Genomic DNA, 18,915 nt, shown 5'->3' on the forward strand with positions numbered 1-18,915 from the left:
TCGGATGCAGGGTCAGTCGACGCACAGCGTCGGCTCGGCCTTGCCGTCCTCGACCCGTGTGAAACAGCCGAAGCCGTTGCTGTTGGCCTGGCACTGACCGACCGCCGTATCGCCCTCCCTGAGCGGGGCCTTGCTGTCCGAAACCCGGCAGTCGCCGGCGCATTGATCGCCGTCGGTGCAGCGCCTGCCGGCGTCGGCATAGCGCACCACGCACTGCATCGTCTGCATCCGGCCGACCGCCTGCAGGGTTCCGCCGCGTCGGGCGCAATCCGACGCCGCCTGGCTTGCGGGCACGGACACCTGAGGCGGCTCGCTGACATGGGCCAGGTCGCCCTTCTCCACGACGGGCTGGCAGGCGGCGGCCAGCAGGGCGGCCGCGATCATGGCAAGACGTTTCATTCCACCTGTCCCTTCTGGAACCCGGTCCAGACGTCGTCATAGTCGAGTTGCATCGTCGGACTGGTTTGCGCCCATTCCGTGGTCCGGATCGGCGCCCGCGTCTCGAACATGAAGGCCAGGGTGTTCTCGATCTTGACCGGCTTGAGGTCGGCGGCGACCGCCTTGTCATAGCTGGCCTGATCCGGCCCGTGTCCGCTCATGCAGTTGTGCAGCGAGGCGCCGCCGGGGGCGAAGCCGCCCTCCTTGGCGTCATACTCACCGGTCACCAGGCCCATGAACTCGCTCATCACATTCCGGTGGAACCAAGGCGGACGGAAGGTGTCCTCGGCCACCATCCAGCGCGGCGGGAAGATGACGAAGTCGCAGTTGGCCGTCCCCGGCGTGTCGCTGGGCGAGGTCAGGACGGTGAAGATCGACGGGTCCGGATGGTCGAAACTGACCGTTCCGATCGTGTTGAACCGGGCGGTATCGTATTTGTACGGAGCGTAATTCCCGTGCCAGCCGACCACATCCAGCGGTGAATGCGGGAAGGTCGTGGTCCACAGCCGGCCGCCGTATTTCTGCACGCACTCGGTCGGCTGATCCACATCCTCGAAGGCCGCGACCGGCGTAAGGAAGTCGCGCGAATTGGCCAGGCCGTTCGAGCCGATCGGCCCCAGGTCCGGCAGGCGGAAGGCGGCCCCGTAGTTCTCGCAGACATAGCCCCGGATCGGCCCGCCACACTCGACCCGGAACCGGACGCCGCGCGGAATGACCACGATCTCGCCGGGCCGGGCGTCGATCCGCCCCATCTCGGTGATGAAGGCCTGGTCGCCGTGCTGCGGCACGATCAGCAGTTCGCCGTCGGCGCAGTAGAAGACGCGGTCCACCATCGACCGGTTGGCCGCATACAGGTGGATGCCCACACCCGACAGGGCCTCGGCATCGCCCGTGCCGCCATAGGTCACCAGCCCCTCGACCCAGTCAGTCGGCTGCATCGGCAGGGGTAGCGGATCCCACCGCATCCGGTTCGGCGACGGCGGGGCGTCATGGAAGGGCCCGGTCCGCACCAGGCCCTGGGCGAACGGCCTGTAGGCCGGATGCTGGGCGCTGGGCCGCAGCCGGTACAGCCACGCCCGCCGGTTCTCGCTCCGCGGTGCCGTGAAGGCCGTCCCCGACAACTGTTCCGCATACAGCCCCATCGGCGCCCGCTGCGGCGAGTTCCGCCCCTCGGGCAGGGCACCGGGCACGGCCTCGGTCGCGAAATGATTGCCGAAGCCGGACTGGTATTGGGGCGCGTTGACGCGTGTCATATGTGTCTCCCTGCCCCCGACTTAGCCCTTCCCCCATTTCGGGGGAAGGTGGCAGGCGGAGCCTGACGGTTGGGGCTGCCGGCGACGGGCTCATCGCCCGAAGCCGAGGCGCGGACAGAACCCCCATCCGAGCCGCTCCGCGGCCCACCTTCCCCCGTGAAAGGGGGAAGGCAATCTCTCAGCCCGCCCGCGTCACTCCGGAATGCGCCAGGTGATCCTCAGGCGAACCTTGAGTCCCGCCGCCGGCTGCCCGTTTTCGAGGCGCGCTGCGCGCCGGAAATGGTCCGATGCATTGAACGCCGCCCGGCCCAGTTCCGGATAGGCCACCGGAAGTGCGTTGATGCGGCAATCATCCAGGCTGCCGCCTTCGAGGACCACGCAAGTCAATTCGACCGTGCCCGCCGGGTTGTAGTCTGTCCGGACGGCCCCGAGGGACATCTGTGCGGCGGTTGGCGTCTGCACCCATTGCGGGCGAACGATGACCCCGTCGACCACCTGCGGGTCTTGGGGGGCGAGAAGGGCGAGGCTCAGGGCGGCGATCAGCATGGCCGCTACCCTGTCAGAACCCCTGACTGCGCGCCACCCGCTCCTGATGGAAGCCCGCGTCGCCCAGCAGTTCGTTCAGCACCCGCACCCGCTTCATGAACAGGCCGACGTCGTATTCATCGGTCATGCCGACGCCGCCGTGCATCTGCACCGCCTCCTGCACCGCCAGTTCGGCGACGCGGCCCGCCTTGGCCTTGGCCACCGACACGGCCAGACCGGCGTCCTCGCGGCCCTTGTCCAGCGCATTCAGCGCCCCCGCGACGGCCGCCCGGGCGATCTCGATCTCGCTGAACAGATGCGCCGCCCGGTGCTGCAGGGCCTGGAACTCGCCGATCAGTTTCCCGAACTGTTTGCGGGTCCGCAGATAGGCCATCGTCGTCTGGAAGGCCTGATCCCCCGCCCCGTTCAACGACGCCGCCGCGCAGGCCCGACCGAGGTTCAGAGCGCCCTCCAGCAGGGCCTCGCCGCCGTCCACCGAGCCGATCACCGCATCGGCATCGACCGCGACATCCGTCAGCGTCACCCGCGCCGCATTGTGCGCATCCACCATGACCGTCCGCTCGACCTCGACCCCCGACGTCTTCGGATCGACGAGGAACAGCGTCAGCCCGTTCTCCGTCAGCGCCGCCACGATCAGGGCGTCCGCCACATGGCCGTCCAGCACGAAGCCCTTGGCCCCGTTCAGCCTGAAGCCGTTGCCCGACCGCTCGGCCACGGTCGCGATCCGCGCCGGCGCGTGTTTGGCCCCCTCATCGACCGCCAGCGAGACGATCGCCTCGCCCGCCGCGATCCGGGGCAGCCAGGCCGCCTGCTGCGCGCCCGATCCGCCGTCCACCAGCACCTTGGCCGACAACACCCCCGACCCGAGGAAGGGCGACGGAGTCAGCGTCCGCCCCAGCGCCTCGGCCACCACTCCCGCCTCGACGGCGCCCAGACCCGAGCCGCCGTGCTCTTCAGGGATGATCACGCCCGCGAACCCCATCTCGCCAAAGGCCCGCCACAGGTCGCGCGACACCCCGTCCGCGTCCTTGCTGTCGCGCAATTTGCGCAGATGCGCGATCGGCGCATGCTCATTCAGAAAGCCGTCCGCGGCCTCCTTCAGCATGGCCTGCTCTTCGGTCAGGATCAGGGGCATCAGAGAGGGCTCCTGGCGCCGCCAATCAGGCGGCTGGCCACAAAGGTAATCTGGTAGAGTGGAGCGGCGAGGACGATCAATTCGATCCATGGCCACCGCCGTTGCACCAACCACGCTCCGGCTGCCGCCGCGAGCACGATGAGCGGTGCCAGCAGCAGGATCTGCACGGTCAGGTCGTTGTCCGTGAACGCCAGCCCCCCACCCGAGGCAAAGGCGATAGTCGACAGCGTCATCAAGCTAAAGACCGCGCTGGCCAGCCAGGCCGCGCCGGCGATCACCCTCAGGAGAATGCGCACGACCTACGCCCCCGGCAGCTGCAGCAAATGTTTGGCGATGATGTTCAGCTGCACCTCCGAGGTCCCGCCCTCGATGGAGTTGGCCTTGGTCCGCAGCCAGTCGCGGGCTGCCGTCCCGTGGCGCGAGCGGTCGCTCTCCCACTCCAGCGCGTCCGACCCGCCCGCCGCCATCAGCAGTTCGTGCCGGCGCTTGTTCAGCTCGGAGCCATAGTATTTCAGCATCGAGGCGATGGCCGGATGCGCCTGCCCCGCCCTGGCCAGATCGCCGGTCCGCTCCATCGACAGGCGGAAGGCCGCGGCGTCCACTTCCAGCTCGGCGATCCGTGCACGGAGCATACCGTCATCCAGCCGGCCCTCGTCATCCATCCCGATCGAGCCGGTGGCCACCTGACCGATCGGCCGGCCACCGCCGAGCTCGCCCATGGCCCCGATCATGGTCCGCTCATGCGCAAGCAGATGTTTGGCCACGTCCCAGCCGCGGTTCAGCGTTCCAACCAGATTGGCCTTCTCGACCCGCACATCGTCGAAGAAGGTCTCGCAGAATGGGCTCTTGCCCGAAATCAGGGTGATCGGCCGGGTCGACACGCCCTTGGTCGCCATGTCGAACAGCACGAACGAAATGCCCAGATGCTTGGGGGCCTCGGGATCGGTCCGCACCAGACAGAAGATCCAGTCCGCCTTGTCGGCATAGCTGGTCCACACCTTCTGGCCGTTGACGATCCAGTGGTCACCCCGATCCTCGGCCCGGGTCTGGATCGCCGCCAGATCGGACCCGGCCCCCGGCTCGGAATAGCCCTGGCACCAGCGGATTTCCCCGCGCACGATCTCGGGCAGGAAGCGCTGCTTCTGCTCCTCGGTCCCGAACTGCAGCAGGGCGGGGCCCAGCATCCAGACCCCGAAACTGGCCAGCGGCGGCTGGGCGTCGATCCGCCGCATCTCGGAATTCAGCACCTTGGCCTGTTCGCGGCTCAGCCCGCCGCCGCCGTATTCGGTCGCCCATTCCGGCGCGGTCCAGCCCTTCGCGCCCATCCGGTCCAGCCAGACCTTGTGCGCCGGCGTCGGGAATATCGCGTTGCGTCCGCCCCAGACCCGGTCCTCGTCGCTCTCCACCGGCCCGCGGCATTCCGCCGGGCAGTTGGTTTCAAGCCAGGCGCGCGTCTCCGCGCGGAAGGTGTCGAGATCGGTCATGGCGTCCTCCGTCCGACGAGACTAGCAGCGATTCAGAGGTGACGCTGCGTCAGCCACCGCCCGGTAAAAACGGCGAGAAGGTGATCACCGTGAAGGTGTCGCGGATATTGGCCCGGGTCTGCACCGACTTCGTCACGAAGGTGCCGATGTCCATGTCCTTGGGCAGCTGGAATTTGGCCAGCAGGTCGTACTGGCCCGAGGTCGAATAGACCTCCGAGACGTATTCGACATTGTCGACCATGTCGGCCGCCACGTCATTGGCGTGGCCCAGCTCGCATTTGATGAAGACGAAGATGGCGGTCATCATGGCGGCGGCTCCTGGCGAGGTCGTAGGGCTTAGGTCTTAGGGCTTAGTTCGCTCGCGGGCCAGTCGCCCCCATACGATACCGATCCCCAAGCCCTAAGCCCTAAGCCCTAAGCCCTAAGCCCTAAGCCCTAAGCGAAGCCCGTGGACCTCGAAGCCCAATACAACAACCGCGCCCTCGTGCCCGACCATCCCGCGGTGATGAAGCGCTGGCGCGAGACCGCCGAGGCGGCCCGCGCCGCCCATCCTCCGGTCCAGATCGCCTATGGCCCGGGCGAGCGCGAGGTCCTCGACCTGTTCGAGGCCGCTCCGGGCGCACCCGTCGCCGTCTTCCTGCACGGCGGCTACTGGCAGGCGCTGGACAAGGACTGGTTCAGCGGCCTTGCCCCCGCCCTCCTCGCCCACGGCGTCGGCCTGGCCATTCCCTCCTACGACCTCGCCCCCGCCGTTCGCCTCGGTCGTATCGTGGGTCAGGTGCGTCAGGCCGTCGAGACGATCCGCGCCCGCACCGGCTCCCGCCCCGTCGTCTTCGGCCACTCGGCCGGCGGCCATTTAGCAGCCTGCATGCTGTCCGAAGGCCGCGCCTCGGCCGCGGTCGCGATCAGCGGGATCTTCGACCTGCGGCCCCTGATCCCGACCTCGAATAACATCGCCCTCGACCTCGATGAGCGCGAGGCCGCGGCCCTGTCACCGGTGTTCTGGCCCGTTCCCAACGGCTCGACGCCCGGCGGCACCATCCTCGACTGCGTCGTCGGCGGCGACGAAAGCCCCGAATTCCTGCGCCAGTCGCGCATGATGGCCGACCACTGGGCCGCGAACGGTGTCGAGACCCGCTGCGACGTCCTGCCCGGACTGAACCACTTCACCGTGCTGGACCCGTTGTTCGAAGCGGAAAGCGACCTGATGAGGCGGATTGTGGACCTGACCGGCGCGACGGGCTGAACCATCGCCTGCACGGGTCCCCGCAGGCGCTTGACCTGTGCCGAAAATGATTGTTTTTGCAGCACTTCAGCGTCTGGCGGCTATTCTTCCATAGGGTGTAAATGTTTCGAGCCGTCCGCCGCCTGTTCCGCCAGCTTCGTTGCCGCCGTCATCGCTGGCGGCCCGACCGCCGCGTTGCCGGACGCGAGTTCTGCGATCTTTGCGGCGCGCGCCGCCAAACGACCTGAGCCAGGGCGTCGCCTGAGCCTGACGGTGCCAGAGTCATCGGGCGGGCACGGGCGTGCATCGGCCTTCGCACAGGAAGGCGCGGACGGGCGGCAGTGACCGGGCCGGGTCCTCCTCCATCGGCAGGTGGCCCAGATCATTCAGTACTACCAGACGCGCGTCCGGCAGGGACTTCAGATAGTCCCGGGCGTTGGCGATGGGGATCATCGCGTCCTTCTGGCCCCATAGCAGCAGCACGGGCACCTTGATGGCGCGCAGGCGCGGTTCGGGATCGATCAGCACGGTTTGGCGCATCCGGGCCAGAAGCGCAGCGCGCCCGCCCGGGACCCGCATCAGGTCGTGATAGCGGGTCGTCGCCGACTCTGTCAGGGCCGCCGGATCGGCGTAGCCGACCGCGATATTGGCGCGCAGCATGCTCTTCGGCAGGGCGAAGCGCATGGCTTCCAGCACCGAAGGCACCTCGGCGGGCTTGCCATAGGCAAAGCCGGGACTGGCAAACCCGTCGGGCGAGATCAGGACCAGCCGGTCCACGCGGTCAGGATGGGCGGCGGCATAGCGCCAGGCGATCCGCCCGCCGATCGAATTGCCCACCATGCTCCAGCGCGCGAGCTGCAACCGGTCCTGCAGGGCCTGCAGGATCGCCAGGCTCCGCTCATCCGAATAGTCTCCCGTCGGATCCGCCGCCGACAGCCCGGTGCCGGGCAGGTCGATGCGGATGACACGAAAGCGGTCGTCCAGCGCCTCGGCCCATGGCTCCCAGGTGTGCAGGCTGGCCCCCATACCGTGCAGCATCAGCACCGCCGGCGCGTCGCGGGGGCCGTCGTCGCGCAGGTGCAGCCGGACCCCCTCGACCTCGATCAGGTCGCCGGGACCGCGCAGATATTTCGCCTCCAGATCGACGCGCTTCAGGTCCGGCGTTCACGCCCAGATCCCCAAGCCCGTCAGCGCGACGACGACGATCACGCCGATGACCTGTAGAATCATCTTCATCCCAAGCCCCTTTGACCGATCGTCCCTACCTGCACGCGAATCGCCAGCCTGTCCCGCGTTCCGATGAAGCAGCCGAGGCCTCTTGCGAAACAATAAGTTCCGCTCATCCCCGCGAAAGCGGGGACCCAGTGCTTTCGTGAGGCACTGTGCGTGGGATAAGCAATGGGGCAGGCTCGGTATCACCGATCGCCCAAAGAACTGGGTCCCCGCTTTCGCGGGGATGAGCGGATATAGGGTATCGCATGCGACACGACCGTCTGACCGTCCTGACCGCCCTGGAAGCCCAGGGGGTCTGCCCCGTCTTCTATCACCCCGACCGGGACGTCTGCCTGAACGTCATCCGCGCCTGCGCCCGGGGCGGCGCGCCCGTGATCGAGTTCACCAATCGCGGCGACTTCGCCTGCGACCTGTTCGGCGACATCGCGCGCGAGCTGCAGAAGACCGATCCGGACATCATCCTGGGCATCGGCTCGGTGGTCGATGCGGGCACGGCCAGCCTCTACCTCAACCGGGGGGCCCGGTTCGTGGTCAGCCCCTGTCTCGTTCCGGACGTCGCGCGCGTCTGCAACCGGCGCATGACAGCGTATTTCCCCGGCTGCGGCTCGGTCACCGAGATTGGCCAGGCTCATGAGCTCGGCTGCGACATCGTCAAACTCTTCCCCGGTGCCTCCGTCGGCGGGGCCGATTTCGTCAAGGCGGTGATGGGCCCCATGCCGTGGACGAAGATCATGCCCACGGGCGGTGTCGACCCCGACGAGGCCAGTCTCGCCCAATGGTTCGGCAGCGGCATCGTCGCCGCCGGCATGGGCTCGAAACTGATCACCGACGCGGCGGTGAAGGCCGCCGACTGGGCCGGCATCGAGGCCAGTGTCCGCAAGACGGTTGACGCGGTCGCGAAGGTGCGGGGCCGCTAGTCCACCGGGCTTCCCCCTCACGCATGGGCGGTGGACGCAGGGCAGGAAACGTAACTCTATCTGAGCGAGCAAGCAGGTCTCGCTTACCTGCAGCAGATTCGTAATCTGGATCCCGGCATTCGCCGGGATGCACGGAGAACGAAATGGCGCGACAGGTCCTCGCTGGCCTTCGGCGTGACGGCGGCCCGATCGGCTTTTGGGTCTACATCATGGCCGGCGCCCGAAACGGGACGATCTACATCGGCCAGACCGACGACCTCGGCGCTCGTGTCGCCATGCATCGCGCAGGACTTCGCCCGGGCTTCACGCGCCAGTATGGCTGCAAGACCCTCGTCTGGACCGAATGGCACGAGACGCGAACAGGCGCTTTCATGCGCAAGCGTCGCCTCAAGGAATGTCGTCGAAGTTGGAAAGTGCTCCTGATCGAGAAGGACAATCCCACCTGGACCGACCGCCTCGACCACTATCTGACTTGAAGCTCTCCCCCTCTCCGTGCATCCCGGCGAATGCCGGGATCCAGATGTCGTGACGCAGGACTGAGCGGAAACGCACCGTTCTCAACACCAGCGACCGGGATCGCAAACTGGGTCCCGGCATTCGCCGGGATGCACGGCGTTAGAACCTACAGCCCCAGCGTCGGACTGTTCAGATCCAGCTCCGCTGCCGGAATGACCACCACGTCCGGATGGGCCGCCCGCAGCGCGTCGATGAACATGGCCGACTGGCCGACCACCACGACATAGGCCTGATCCGAGCCGACGCCCTGCGCCGCCGCCGTCACGCCCGCGGGCGTCGTGGCGTTGATCTTGCCGGCATAGGTCTCGACCTCGGTCAGCGGCAGGCCATAGGTGACGGCATCCGCCAGCACCCCGCCCAGACCGCCCGTGGTCTCGACCGCGCGCGAGAAATTGCCGGTGATGAAGGCCTCGCGGTCGGTCACCGCCTGGTCGGTCACAGCCTCGGTCTTCAACCGGTCGAACTCGGCCAGCACCAGACCGACGACCTCGGCGGCGCTTTCGTTCTTGGTCTGGGTCGAGGCGGCCAGCAGGCCACCGTCGACGCGCGCGCCCAGCGAGGAACTGGCCCCGTAGGACAGGCCGCGCTTGGCCCGAACCTCCTGGAACAGGTGGCCGTTCTGGCCGCCGCCGATCACGCTGTTGACCACCGCCAAGGGATAGAAGGCCGGGTCCGCCCGACGCGGTCCGCGCACGGCGGCGGCCACGGCCGCCTGTCCGGCACCGGGCAGGTCGACCACGAGAATGCGCGGCGCAGGCCGGTCGCCGGCCCGGTTGCCGACGGTCGGAACCGCGCCCGAGGGCCGCGCCCATCCCCCCAGGGTCCGCTCGGCAAAGGCGAAGGCTTCGTCCGGCTCCATCCCGCCCGTGATGATCAGGGCGGCGTTGTCCGGCCGCCACCAGCGGTCATGGAATTCGACGATCTGGTCGCGGGTCACCGCACCGACGGACGCCGGCGTCCCCGAGGCCGGTGCCCCATAGGCCGCCCCGCCGAACGCCATCCGGTTCAGCACCTGAGAGGCCAGCGCGCCCGGTTCGCGCAGGGCCACGGTCAGGGCGTTGACGGTCCGCGTACGGCTGCGCGCCACGTCTGACTCGGCGTAGGTCGGACGCTGGACCACATCGGCGAATACCGCCCCGGCCTGGTCGGCCGAGGCCACGGGCGCGGACAGGAAGACGGTGGTCGCATCCGCACTGGCTCCGCCGCCGATGTTGGCGCCCAGGGCTTCGAGGGTGCGGGCGATCTCGGGGGCCGAGCGTTCGCCCGCGCCCTCGGTGGCCAGGCTGGCCGTCATCGACGCCAGACCCGGCCGGCCGGCCGGATCGCCGGCTGCCCCGCCGGCCACCACCAGCTGGGCGTTCATGATCGGCAGGTTGGTCGAACGCGCGACGATGACCCTGAGGCCATTGGCCAGCGTCCGCTCGACCACCCGCGGCACCGCCATGGCGCGGACCGGGCCCGGGGCCGGCGGGGCCATCCGCTGGCCCTCGGGCAGCAGTTCATTGGCCGGCAGGATGGCCGCGGGGACCGTCAGATAGGTCGGCACCGGGGCCGGGTTTTGCCAGCTGTCCTCAGGCACGCCGGCGGGCCGGGCGCTCTCGTCCTGATAGCGGACCGAGACCCGCGCCTGATCGTTCAGATAGGTCCGCGCCACGCGCTGCACATCGGCGGCGGTCACGGCCTGGACGGCGGCCAGCCGGGCGTCGGGCGCGCCGGGATCGTTCTCCGAGACGATCGCCTGACCCAGGATGAAGGCGCGGCCCGACGCCGTCTCGCGCTGGCGCAAATCGCCGGCCACGATCTCGGTCTTGGCCTCGGCCAGTTCGGCGGCGGTCACCGGCTCTTCGCGCACCCGCGCCAGCTCGGCGTTCAGCGCCGCCTCGACGTCAGCGATGGCCTTGCCGCGCGCCACCGTGGCGGTGACGGCGATCGAGCCGTCCTCCTCCATGGAATCAGCTCGGAAGCTGGCGTTCGAGGCCAGCTGCGAGCGATAGACCAGCGCCTGGTACAGGCGCGAACTATCGCCGCGCGACAGGATCCCCTGCAGCACCTCCAGCGCCGCGTTATCTGCATGGTTCGCGGCCACGCCGCGATAGAGGGCGCCCACCGCCGGCAGCGGCACGTTCGGCGCATAGCTGTCGACGGTGCGCGGGGCCGTGCGCGGCGTCTCCACGGGCCGGACGAACACCGGCACCGGACGCTCCGGGTTCGGAATGTCGGCGAAATACTGGTCGACCCAGCGGTCCAGCTGGGCCGGATCGAAATTGCCCGAGACGATCATCGTCGCGGTGGCCGGACGGTAATAAGCCTCGTGGAAGGCCCGGGCATCCTCGATCACCGCCGAGTCCAGCTCCTCGATCGAGCCGATGACACTGCGGCGATAGATGCTTTCGTCAAAGCTGTTGTCGCCGATCACGAAGCGCTGGAACCGGCCATAGGGCGGGGCCAGCACTCGCTGGCGCAGCTCTTCCTTGACGATCGAGCGTTCCGCCTGGAACACGGCCTCATCGACCACCGGCCGCGCCATACGCTCGGCGTGGGTCCACAGCATCGTCTCCAGATACTGCGGCGGCACCGTCTCGTAATAGTTGGTGAAATCCTGCCCCGTCGACGCATTGCGCGACCCCCCGGCATTCTCGACCAGGGTCGAGATCTGGCCATACGGCAGGTTGACCGTCTTGCGGCTGAGGATGTGTTCGAACAGGTGGGCGAAGCCGCTGCGCCCCTGCGGATCGTCCTTGCCGCCAACATTGTACCAGAGGGTCACCGTCACCGTGCCGGCCGTGGCGTCGGGCATGGCATAGACGTCCAGCCCGTTGGCCAGCTCGCGGTGGGTGTACTGCAGCGGCGGGACCGGGATCGCGGCCGACGCGGCGGCCGGGGCCTGGGCCAGGGCGGGCCCGGCGGCGAGCGGGGCGAGCGCCAGAAGCGAGGCTCCCAGAAGGGCGGCGGTGCGTGTCATGTCGGCGGTCCCCGGAGCGGTGTCTGAGCGAAAGACCGGACCCTACCAGCCGAACTCGCGGACCAAAGTTACGACGCGGTAATGATCGACCAGGCCAAATCGGAGAGTTCGCCCAGGCATCATGAGAGAGCCTGATTCACGGCATCGGCGGAATCGCGAAGCGATTCCACCTCAACCGATCAGGCTCTCGACCTCGGCCCGCGTGGGCAGCGACGGCTGGGCCCCCGGCCGCGTCGCCGCCAGCGCCCCGGCAGCACAGGCAAATCGCAGGGCCTCCTGCGCCGGCATCCCCTCCAGCAGGGCCACGCATATGGCCCCCACGAAGGCATCGCCGGCCCCGGTCGCGTCCACGGCGGTCACCTTCGGCGGCGTCGCCCGCGCCAGCTCGACGCCGCGCTGGTACAGGACCGCGCCCTTCGCCCCCTCGGTCACCACCACCCGCCCGCCGCCGTGATGCAGCAGGTCGCCATAGAAGGCCGCCTCGGTCTCGTTGACGATCAGCAGGTCGGCCCGGCGCAGCAGCTGGTCCGAGACCGGCGCGGCCGGGGCCAGGTTGACGCAGACGAACTCGGTCGCCCGCCCGACCGCCGCCTCGACCGTCTCGACCGGCAGCTCCAGCTGCAGGATCAGCGGCGTCTCGATCCGCGCCGGCAGTTGTTCGGGCATGACGCTGTGGTTGGCCCCCGCCGCCACCACGATCTGGTTCTCGCCCTGGGGATCGACCGCAATCAGGGCCACCCCGGTCGGGGCCGTGGTGTCCGTCACCACCCCGGCGACATCGACCTCCCCGGCCAGCAGCAGCGCCAGGGCCTCTTCGGCCATGCCGTCGCGTCCCACCCGGCCGACCATGGTGACCTGGGCGCCCAGTCGTTGCGCGGCCAGGGCCTGATTGGCGCCCTTGCCACCCGGATGCCGCGCCAGCCGGGCCCCGGTCACGGTTTCGCCCGCCCGGGGCAGGCGCGGCGCGGTGGCGACGAAATCCAGATTGATCGAGCCGACGACCGTGATCCTCAAGACGCCGTCTCCCGTTCAGAACAGGCGCGAGACACCCTGTCCCGTGCCGGGGTCTGCCGCCGGTGCCCCGCCGGACCCGATAGCATAGGTCTGGGCCCGGCTGCTGCCGCCGATCACCGCCACGGGCGCGACGATCTCGGGGGACAGCAGCATCACCGCCACCGCCGTTCCGCCGGGACAGAAGACACGGCCCTCGGGATAGCGTTCGAACACCATCCGGTTCAGCCGCTCGACCTCGACGGGATTGGTGACCTCGACCGCGCGACCGGCCAACGAGACCCCCACGGTGTCCGCGTCCGTGCCTTCCGGTCGAATGGCCACCGAGACTCGCGGGTCCGCCTGGATGTTGAGGTATTTCTGGCTTTCGCGGCCGATGACAAAATACAGTTTGAGGCCGTCGTTGACGTAACCGACCGTGGTCACCTGGGGCCAGCCGTCCGGCCGGTTGACCGCCAGCGCCATCAGATGCGCGGCCCCCAGCAACTCGGCCACGGCCGCCACCGCGCCGCCGTGAATGGGTGTGGTCTCGGTCTTCACCGTCATCGCGGGCGTCCTCCAGTCAAGGCACGGTCCCCGCATTCGACCTGCGGCGGCTGCGTGAACCCTGGAAGATTTGGCCCCGCCACGCCGCGATGACCTTGATACAGGTCAAGCCTCCCGCCCACGGCCGCATAGCAGACCGTTCCGGGGCTCAGCCGACCGACGTCGCGATCAGGGCGAAAACCGCCTCGGCGTCGGCGCGAGCGGCCCAGCGGTGCGGCAGCGATCCGGCCGATGCCTCGCGGAACTCCACCGCCGTGTGACCGCGCGTCAGCTCGCTGACCGTCTCCACCGCGATCCGGCACGGCTTCAGCTCGAACAGCGCGGGCTGCATCAGCCAGGCCACCGGACAGACGTCATGCACGGGTGCCGCATCCGGGCCGACGATCCTCCGCTCGACCGCCTGCGAGAACCGCATCATCGCTGCCGCCGTTTCGGCCTGTGGTGTGCCGACGGCGGCGATGGCCGCGATCCGCGCATCGGTCGCCCGCACCTGATGCGTCGCGTCGAGCCCGAACAGGGTGAGGGCGCAGCCGCTGCGCATGACCTCGTCGGCGGCCTCCGGATCGGCCCAGATGTTGAACTCGGCCGAAGGGGTGATGTTGCCGCCCTCGCTGCGCGCCCCGCCCATCACCGCCACCGGCCCCAGCCGTTTCGCGATCATCGGCTCGCGGCGCAGCGCCAGCGCCAGATTGGTCATCGGCCCCAGCACGGCCAGCGCCACCGTCCCCGGCGCGCGGGCCATCACCGCGGCGATGATGGCGTCCACGCCATGACCGTCGGCCACGCCTTTCGCGGGCGCAAAGGGTTCCAGGGAGCCCAGCCCCTCCTCGCCGTGAAACGCCCCGGCCCCGGCGGGCTTGCGCCGCAACGGCCGCTCGGCCCCCGCATGCACGGGCACGTCCTCGCGCCCGGCGATCTGGCGCAGCATCCGCGCGTTCCGCGTCGTCTTCACCAGCGGCACATTCCCGCCCACCGTGGTCACGGCCAGCAGGTCAAGGTCACGCGACCCGAAGGCGAGCATCAGCGCCACGGCGTCGTCCACGCCGGGGTCACAATCGATAATGAGGGCTTGATGAGTCACGCGGTGACGTTTGGCGGGCGTCGCCCCGGAAGGCAACCGGTCACGCAACCAGGTCCGCAGTGAAAGACGGGCCTATTTGCACCGGTCCACGCACACCTGCGCCAGCACCTCGGCCGAATCCACCAGCGGCACGGAGACGTCCCCGGCACCCAGCAGCAGCGGCACCTCGGTGCAGCCGGCGATGACGGCCTCGGCCCCCGCCGAGACCAGGGTCGCCGCCAGCCGGCGCATCTCGGCGCGCGGCCCGTCGCCCAGATCACCGCGCTTGACGGCATAGACACAGGCCATGAAGGCCTCACGCGCCGGGCCGCTCAGACGCACGATCTTCACGCCCTTGCCCTGCAAGGCGCGGGCATACAGCGCCTCGCCGCCCGGCGTGGCCAGGACGCCGATCTTCTTGGCCCCGCCCGCCGCGGCGGCCTCGGTCGTTTCGGCGATCATGTCGATGAAGGGCAGGCCGACCTTCTTGATCCCCGCCGCCTGGGCGTGGGCGGTATTGCAGGGCATGGCCAGCACCTGGGCCCCGGCGTCGCGCAGCCGCATCGCCATCCGCCCCAGTGTGGCGTCGGCCGCGTCCGGCTGGCGGTTGCGATCCGGCACCTGCGGATTGATGTCGGCGATGATGCGGATGTGATCCTCATCGCCCTGCGCCGGCGTCAGCGCCTGCACCCGGGCCAGAAACGCCACCGTCGCCGCCGGCCCCATGCCGCCCAGCACTCCAAGAACCTTGGCCATCAGAGCGAACCCTCGATCTCGCCCTGGTAGCCGAACAGGCCCTGGGCCCCGCCCGTGTGCAGGAACACCACCGTTTCATTCTCGAACTGCCCGGCCCGGGCCAGGGCGATCAGCCCCTTCATCGCCTTGCCCGTATAGACCGGGTCCAGCACGATGGCGTCGGTCCGCGCCGCCAGTTTCAGCGCCTCGATCACCGCCTCGTCGATCAGGCCATAGCCCGCGCCGACATAGTCGCAGTCGGCCACCACCATATCCGCCGACACGGCCTCCGGCCGGCCCAGCAGGGCGGCGGTCTCGCGCGCCAGTTTCAGCACATTCTCTTCCTGCTTCGCCTTCGGGGCCCGCACCCCGATGCCCAGCACGGGGATGTCGGCCCCCATCACCGCCAGACCGGCGACCAGCCCGGCATGCGTCCCGGCACTGCCCGTGGCGGTGATGATCCGGTCGACCTGCATGTCCAGCTCGTCGGCCTGGACCAAGATCTCGCGGGCGCAATCGACATAGCCCAGCGCCCCGATCGGGTTCGAGCCGCCGCCGGGGATGATATAGGGCTTGCCGCCGCGCGCCCGCACCTCGGCCGCCGTCTTCTCCAGCTCGGCCGGCATGTCCGAACCGCCGGGAACGGTGCGGATGCCCGCGCCGAACAGCCGGTCCATCAGCACATTGCCGTTGCGCGTATAGTCGATGGCCTTCGAGCCGGTCCGCTCCTCGAGGATGACTTCGCTGGCGAAACCGTGCGCGGCCCCGGCGGCCACGGTCTGACGCACATGGTTCGACTGCACCGCGCCCTGGGTGACCAGGGTGTCGGCCCCCTGCTCCATCGCGTCGCCCAGCAGAAATTCCAGTTTGCGGGTCTTGTTGCCGCCGCCGGCCAGGCCGGTGCAGTCGTCGCGCTTGATCCAGATCTCGACGCCCAGCGCCTCGCTCAGCCGCGGCAACGGTTCCAGCGGGGTCGGCAGATGGGCGAGGCGAACGCGGGGAAAACGGGCGAGATGCATGAGCGGCTCCGGTGTGCTGGGCCCCTTCTAGACTCCTCAGCCCGATTTGCCGACCGCTTCCCTGTGTTCCGTGAACTGAGCGGAATTCAGGGCGTCCAGCAGGATCCGGATCACGCGCTCCGGTGTCAGGTCGTCATGGTCCACCAGACTGTCGAGAGCCGCGCCCTGGGTAGGGGTGATCATCGCACTGGCCATGGTCCAGTGGCTGAAAAGACGGACCGTGATCGGCTCGCGCCCGAACAGGACGATGTCGCGGTGGCGAGGGTCGCTCTCCAGCCGCCGCAACAGGTCGTCCAGTGCCTGGGCGGGACCTTCGATAACCTGGATGTAGCGATCGCGGTGGGCGGCCAGGGCGCCAGTCAGCCCGTCCCGGTCATTGTTACGCTGCGAGGTGGCCAGAATGGTTGCAAGGTTGAGGATCGACTCGGTCGTACCCGTGGCCGTACTTTCGTAGACCAGCCGCTCCAGTCGGAAACTCATGGTGCCCTCAACATCCGACCGGCCTTCAATGCCCGGTGGCGTTGCGGGGTTGCACTCCGGCTAACAATTTGTCTTTGAAGCTTTAAAGCCGGCCACCATACGCAATGTGCCCTTAGCCGCGAGAATTCCGGGTCACCGGAAGGAACGGTTTCCGGCAATCGACGTTTTGCGATCGGACCTTGCGGCGATGCGCGCTCGACAGAGTATATCGCGGCCCGGTCTCTGCCACGCCCCCCGACGCAGACCGGGCCGCACCTTCCCCGACCATCCCTGTCCTGGTTCGGTACCCTATTGCGGGCCCACCGCCGCCGCTCGTCTGTCCAGGACCGACGCATCGAGCCGAAGCTGGCCGACGGTCAGGTCCTGGTATTGGGCAACCGCGTTGGCGAAGGTCTCGTCGCCTTGCAGACGCGTAATCAACGCTGCGTTGACCGCGGCGGCCGCCGCATACTCTCCGTCCGTGGCCAGCGCCATCTGGTAGGCATAGTCCAGTTGGGCCAGCCGCGACGTCATCCGCTGTTCCATGATGCGGGCATAGGTCCGATGAAGGGGAATCAACTTGAGTGCGCTCGCGGCTTCGGCATCCAGCCCGATATGGTCGTTGCTGTCAGCCAGGGTGTAGGAGCGGTCGAACCAGGCGCGGACCACGCGGGCCTGGTTGGTTTCACCGCAGTTTCCGCTCTTCGCCAGCCGACGAGTTTTGTAGTAGGCGTCCAGCTGCGCAGCATAGCTCGCTCCCGGGGCTTCCAGCCGACTGACCGCCGCATGGGCGCAGGGCAGCAGCGGGGGGTTCTGCACCGCGAAGCTCATGGCGGGTTTTCCCGGTACGAACCGTACCGGCAGGGTGACCTGGTCCGGGCCATACTGGGCGACGAGATTGGCGCTGCGCACAGTGACCACGCCGCTCCCCGGCATGGAACCGACATAGGTCGCGCCTGATCGCGTCAGATCGGCCCGCTGCGGCCCCTGTTCCACCCAGACCCCGGCCGGCTGCTCGTCACCTGTTACGGTCGTGGTGATGCTGAAGGTCAGCACGGGCGGCGTTTGGCTGCCGGCGGCGGCCGCCGCCGCGGCCAGACTGAACGCGGCCAGAGCGGTCGCGGCGGGGGCATGGGGTTTCATGGCATTGTCCTGCTTCTGAGGCCCAGAAAGAGGGCGAGATGGGCGGCGAGCACCTGCATCTGACCCGCCAGAAAGGCGTTCCAGACGCGGTCGAACGCCTCGACGCTTTCGATCGGGCTCTTCGCCTCTCCCTGATCGACCACCTGCCAGATTTCCATGCCGTGCCGGGGATCCAGCAGATACAGGAACATCACCGCCAACGGCGCGAACATTGCGAGGACGGCGATCACCACCACGCCGGTTCGAACATCCCATTTGTCGGCCACGTTCATGGCCGCGATCGCGGCGATCGTCGCCGCCAGTCCTGTACGCACCAGGTCCCAAACCGGACTGGGATGAAACAACGTCAGGAAGAAGAAACGGCCCAGGCCGGTGTCGCCGCGCCATTGGCCAGAAATCAGCGCGATCAGTCCGATCCAGGCGGGCAAGGTGAACGCCACCAACAGGACGATGACGATCCCGGTCACAAGATTGATGCGCACGACACGCCCTCCCCTCACAACGATATCCCAACTTGCGAAATATTCAACCTCGGGTAGGGCGCGACAGAGCAGACGAATTGCGGGCTTGTCCGACTCCAGGACGCGCCCGATGCTGAGCCCATGGCCGAATCGCCCATCCGCATGCGCAGCCGCCCCGCCACAGAGGCCCTCATCGTCGAGGCCGGCGAGCGTATCCTGCTGCGCGACGGCTTTCCCGGCCTCAATGTCCAGACCCTGGCCGCAGAGGCCGGCTGCGACCGCAAGCTGGTCTATCGCTATTTCGACGGCACCGACGGCGTGGTCGACCGCATCGCCGGCCGCGCCCACGCAGCCCTGACCGCCAGCCTCGCCTCCATTCCACAGGTCGAGACCGCGTCCCTGCGCACCTTCGCCCGCATCAGCCTGCTGACCTGGCTGGCCGCCCTGCGTGCCAGCCCGCTGTCGCTGCGGCTGATGGCGTGGGCCCTCGTCGAGGACTCCGACCTGCTGCGCCGCATCGAATCCGACCGCGCCGCCGTGCTCCAGACCTGGATGCGCGAGCGCCGCCCCCGCCTGCGTGTCCCGCCCGAGGGTGATCCCGTCGCCCTCAACGCCGTCCTTCTCGCCGCGGTCCAGGCCCTGGCCCTGTCGGCCGACCGTCGCGGTGCGGTCGCCGGCCTGACCCTCGACGCGGAAGGCTGGTCCCGCGCCGAGGCCGCCCTCGACCGCCTCCTGGTCGCCTTCCCGGATTGATCGGGGACACCTCCTCCCG

Annotated in this window: 22 protein-coding genes; 5 read left to right on the forward strand and 17 right to left on the reverse strand. The window is 68.7% G+C overall.

The window, feature by feature from the left end:
• Positions 1-12: 12 nt before the first annotated feature.
• The 7 genes from ACP7AS_RS01060 to ACP7AS_RS01090 form a co-directional block, all read right to left on the reverse strand.
• The gene (locus ACP7AS_RS01060; protein ID WP_426026975.1) at positions 13-399 is read right to left on the reverse strand and encodes a hypothetical protein; all 387 of its coding nucleotides are present in this window, start codon (positions 397-399) and stop codon (positions 13-15) included.
• Positions 396-1,691 (reverse strand): homogentisate 1,2-dioxygenase, encoded by a 1,296-nt coding sequence (gene hmgA, locus ACP7AS_RS01065; protein WP_426026976.1) that lies wholly within the window; start codon positions 1,689-1,691, stop codon positions 396-398. The genes ACP7AS_RS01060 and hmgA overlap by 4 nt, the downstream gene beginning before the upstream one ends.
• 192 nt (positions 1,692-1,883) lie before the next feature.
• On the reverse strand, positions 1,884-2,237 hold the full coding sequence (locus ACP7AS_RS01070; protein WP_426026977.1) for a hypothetical protein: 354 nt from the start codon (positions 2,235-2,237) through the stop codon (positions 1,884-1,886).
• 13 nt (positions 2,238-2,250) lie between these two features.
• The gene (locus ACP7AS_RS01075) at positions 2,251-3,372 is read right to left on the reverse strand and encodes an acyl-CoA dehydrogenase family protein (RefSeq protein WP_426026978.1); all 1,122 of its coding nucleotides are present in this window, start codon (positions 3,370-3,372) and stop codon (positions 2,251-2,253) included.
• The gene (locus ACP7AS_RS01080; protein WP_426026979.1) at positions 3,372-3,668 is read right to left on the reverse strand and encodes a hypothetical protein; all 297 of its coding nucleotides are present in this window, start codon (positions 3,666-3,668) and stop codon (positions 3,372-3,374) included. The genes ACP7AS_RS01075 and ACP7AS_RS01080 overlap by 1 nt, the downstream gene beginning before the upstream one ends.
• Positions 3,669-3,671: 3 nt before the next feature.
• Entirely contained in the window at positions 3,672-4,856 is a 1,185-nt protein-coding gene (locus ACP7AS_RS01085; RefSeq protein ID WP_426026980.1) for an acyl-CoA dehydrogenase family protein, read from the reverse strand.
• A gap of 49 nt (positions 4,857-4,905) precedes the next feature.
• On the reverse strand, positions 4,906-5,163 hold the full coding sequence (locus ACP7AS_RS01090) for an Lrp/AsnC ligand binding domain-containing protein (RefSeq protein ID WP_292098873.1): 258 nt from the start codon (positions 5,161-5,163) through the stop codon (positions 4,906-4,908).
• Between the two features lie 141 nt (positions 5,164-5,304).
• On the opposite strand from ACP7AS_RS01090, the gene ACP7AS_RS01095 reads away from it, so the two are divergent.
• On the forward strand, positions 5,305-6,102 hold the full coding sequence (locus ACP7AS_RS01095) for an alpha/beta hydrolase (RefSeq protein ID WP_426026981.1): 798 nt from the start codon (positions 5,305-5,307) through the stop codon (positions 6,100-6,102).
• A gap of 261 nt (positions 6,103-6,363) precedes the next feature.
• Here ACP7AS_RS01095 and ACP7AS_RS01100 read toward each other — a convergent pair whose 3' ends face one another.
• Positions 6,364-7,119, reverse strand: a complete 756-nt coding sequence (locus ACP7AS_RS01100; RefSeq protein ID WP_426026982.1) for an alpha/beta fold hydrolase — start codon at positions 7,117-7,119, stop codon at positions 6,364-6,366.
• Between ACP7AS_RS01100 and ACP7AS_RS01105 the strand changes: the two genes are divergently transcribed.
• From ACP7AS_RS01105 to ACP7AS_RS01115, 3 genes are all read left to right on the forward strand, one after another.
• The gene (locus tag ACP7AS_RS01105) at positions 7,111-7,305 is read left to right on the forward strand and encodes a hypothetical protein (protein ID WP_426026983.1); all 195 of its coding nucleotides are present in this window, start codon (positions 7,111-7,113) and stop codon (positions 7,303-7,305) included. The genes ACP7AS_RS01100 and ACP7AS_RS01105 overlap by 9 nt on opposite strands.
• 254 nt (positions 7,306-7,559) lie before the next feature.
• On the forward strand, positions 7,560-8,231 hold the full coding sequence (locus ACP7AS_RS01110; RefSeq protein ID WP_426026984.1) for a bifunctional 4-hydroxy-2-oxoglutarate aldolase/2-dehydro-3-deoxy-phosphogluconate aldolase: 672 nt from the start codon (positions 7,560-7,562) through the stop codon (positions 8,229-8,231).
• 143 nt (positions 8,232-8,374) lie between these two features.
• Positions 8,375-8,707 (forward strand): GIY-YIG nuclease family protein, encoded by a 333-nt coding sequence (locus ACP7AS_RS01115; RefSeq protein ID WP_426026985.1) that lies wholly within the window; start codon positions 8,375-8,377, stop codon positions 8,705-8,707.
• 146 nt (positions 8,708-8,853) lie between these two features.
• Here the strand turns inward: ACP7AS_RS01115 and ACP7AS_RS01120 are convergent, their stop codons facing one another.
• The 9 genes from ACP7AS_RS01120 to ACP7AS_RS01160 all read right to left on the reverse strand — a co-directional run bounded on the left by ACP7AS_RS01120 (position 8,854) and on the right by ACP7AS_RS01160 (position 18,149).
• Positions 8,854-11,709 carry a M16 family metallopeptidase gene (locus ACP7AS_RS01120; RefSeq protein ID WP_426026986.1) on the reverse strand — a complete coding sequence of 952 codons (2,856 nt, stop codon included), beginning with the start codon at positions 11,707-11,709 and terminating at the stop codon, positions 8,854-8,856.
• 171 nt (positions 11,710-11,880) lie between these two features.
• Positions 11,881-12,723: a ribokinase gene (locus tag ACP7AS_RS01125; protein WP_426026987.1), complete on the reverse strand. Its 843-nt coding sequence runs from the start codon at positions 12,721-12,723 to the stop codon at positions 11,881-11,883.
• 15 nt (positions 12,724-12,738) lie between these two features.
• On the reverse strand, positions 12,739-13,266 hold the full coding sequence (locus ACP7AS_RS01130; RefSeq protein WP_426026988.1) for a pyridoxamine 5'-phosphate oxidase family protein: 528 nt from the start codon (positions 13,264-13,266) through the stop codon (positions 12,739-12,741).
• A gap of 148 nt (positions 13,267-13,414) precedes the next feature.
• Positions 13,415-14,347, reverse strand: coding sequence for a nucleoside hydrolase (locus ACP7AS_RS01135; RefSeq protein ID WP_426026989.1), 933 nt, complete (start codon positions 14,345-14,347; stop codon positions 13,415-13,417).
• 72 nt (positions 14,348-14,419) lie between these two features.
• Entirely contained in the window at positions 14,420-15,082 is a 663-nt protein-coding gene (locus ACP7AS_RS01140) for an aspartate/glutamate racemase family protein (protein ID WP_426026990.1), read from the reverse strand.
• Positions 15,082-16,080, reverse strand: coding sequence for a D-cysteine desulfhydrase (locus tag ACP7AS_RS01145; RefSeq protein ID WP_426026991.1), 999 nt, complete (start codon positions 16,078-16,080; stop codon positions 15,082-15,084). The genes ACP7AS_RS01140 and ACP7AS_RS01145 overlap by 1 nt, the downstream gene beginning before the upstream one ends.
• Positions 16,081-16,116: 36 nt before the next feature.
• Positions 16,117-16,560, reverse strand: a complete 444-nt coding sequence (locus tag ACP7AS_RS01150) for a BLUF domain-containing protein (protein WP_426026992.1) — start codon at positions 16,558-16,560, stop codon at positions 16,117-16,119.
• A gap of 288 nt (positions 16,561-16,848) precedes the next feature.
• Positions 16,849-17,682 carry a hypothetical protein gene (locus ACP7AS_RS01155; RefSeq protein ID WP_426026993.1) on the reverse strand — a complete coding sequence of 278 codons (834 nt, stop codon included), beginning with the start codon at positions 17,680-17,682 and terminating at the stop codon, positions 16,849-16,851.
• On the reverse strand, positions 17,679-18,149 hold the full coding sequence (locus ACP7AS_RS01160; protein WP_426026994.1) for a hypothetical protein: 471 nt from the start codon (positions 18,147-18,149) through the stop codon (positions 17,679-17,681). The genes ACP7AS_RS01155 and ACP7AS_RS01160 overlap by 4 nt, the downstream gene beginning before the upstream one ends.
• A 135-nt stretch (positions 18,150-18,284) precedes the next feature.
• Here ACP7AS_RS01160 and ACP7AS_RS01165 point away from each other — a divergent pair, with 135 nt between their 5' ends.
• Complete coding sequence (locus ACP7AS_RS01165; protein WP_426026995.1) at positions 18,285-18,896, forward strand: TetR/AcrR family transcriptional regulator; 612 nt, start codon at positions 18,285-18,287, stop codon at positions 18,894-18,896.
• The last annotated feature ends 19 nt before the right edge of the window (positions 18,897-18,915 follow it).

Origin of the sequence: Brevundimonas sp. TWP2-3-4b2, assembly GCF_049897345.1 — a bacterium.
Taxonomy (GTDB): domain Bacteria; phylum Pseudomonadota; class Alphaproteobacteria; order Caulobacterales; family Caulobacteraceae; genus Brevundimonas.

Bases quoted from the DNA above. Each gene is read 5' to 3' on its own strand.
- ACP7AS_RS01060 (WP_426026975.1), bottom strand. From the start codon at position 399: ATGAAACGTCTTGCCATGATCGCGGCCGCCCTGCTGGCCGCCGCCTGC.
- hmgA (WP_426026976.1), bottom strand. From the start codon at position 1,691: ATGACACGCGTCAACGCGCCCCAATACCAGTCCGGCTTCGGCAATCAT.
- ACP7AS_RS01070 (WP_426026977.1), bottom strand. From the start codon at position 2,237: ATGCTGATCGCCGCCCTGAGCCTCGCCCTTCTCGCCCCCCAAGACCCG.
- ACP7AS_RS01075 (WP_426026978.1), bottom strand. From the start codon at position 3,372: ATGCCCCTGATCCTGACCGAAGAGCAGGCCATGCTGAAGGAGGCCGCG.
- ACP7AS_RS01085 (WP_426026980.1), bottom strand. From the start codon at position 4,856: ATGACCGATCTCGACACCTTCCGCGCGGAGACGCGCGCCTGGCTTGAA.
- ACP7AS_RS01090 (WP_292098873.1), bottom strand. From the start codon at position 5,163: ATGATGACCGCCATCTTCGTCTTCATCAAATGCGAGCTGGGCCACGCC.
- ACP7AS_RS01100 (WP_426026982.1), bottom strand. From the start codon at position 7,119: ATGCTGCACGGTATGGGGGCCAGCCTGCACACCTGGGAGCCATGGGCC.
- ACP7AS_RS01110 (WP_426026984.1), top strand. From the start codon at position 7,560: ATGCGACACGACCGTCTGACCGTCCTGACCGCCCTGGAAGCCCAGGGG.
- ACP7AS_RS01115 (WP_426026985.1), top strand. From the start codon at position 8,375: ATGGCGCGACAGGTCCTCGCTGGCCTTCGGCGTGACGGCGGCCCGATC.
- ACP7AS_RS01120 (WP_426026986.1), bottom strand. From the start codon at position 11,709: ATGACACGCACCGCCGCCCTTCTGGGAGCCTCGCTTCTGGCGCTCGCC.
- ACP7AS_RS01130 (WP_426026988.1), bottom strand. From the start codon at position 13,266: ATGACGGTGAAGACCGAGACCACACCCATTCACGGCGGCGCGGTGGCG.
- ACP7AS_RS01140 (WP_426026990.1), bottom strand. From the start codon at position 15,082: ATGGCCAAGGTTCTTGGAGTGCTGGGCGGCATGGGGCCGGCGGCGACG.
- ACP7AS_RS01145 (WP_426026991.1), bottom strand. From the start codon at position 16,080: ATGCATCTCGCCCGTTTTCCCCGCGTTCGCCTCGCCCATCTGCCGACC.
- ACP7AS_RS01150 (WP_426026992.1), bottom strand. From the start codon at position 16,560: ATGAGTTTCCGACTGGAGCGGCTGGTCTACGAAAGTACGGCCACGGGT.
- ACP7AS_RS01155 (WP_426026993.1), bottom strand. From the start codon at position 17,682: ATGAAACCCCATGCCCCCGCCGCGACCGCTCTGGCCGCGTTCAGTCTG.
- ACP7AS_RS01165 (WP_426026995.1), top strand. From the start codon at position 18,285: ATGGCCGAATCGCCCATCCGCATGCGCAGCCGCCCCGCCACAGAGGCC.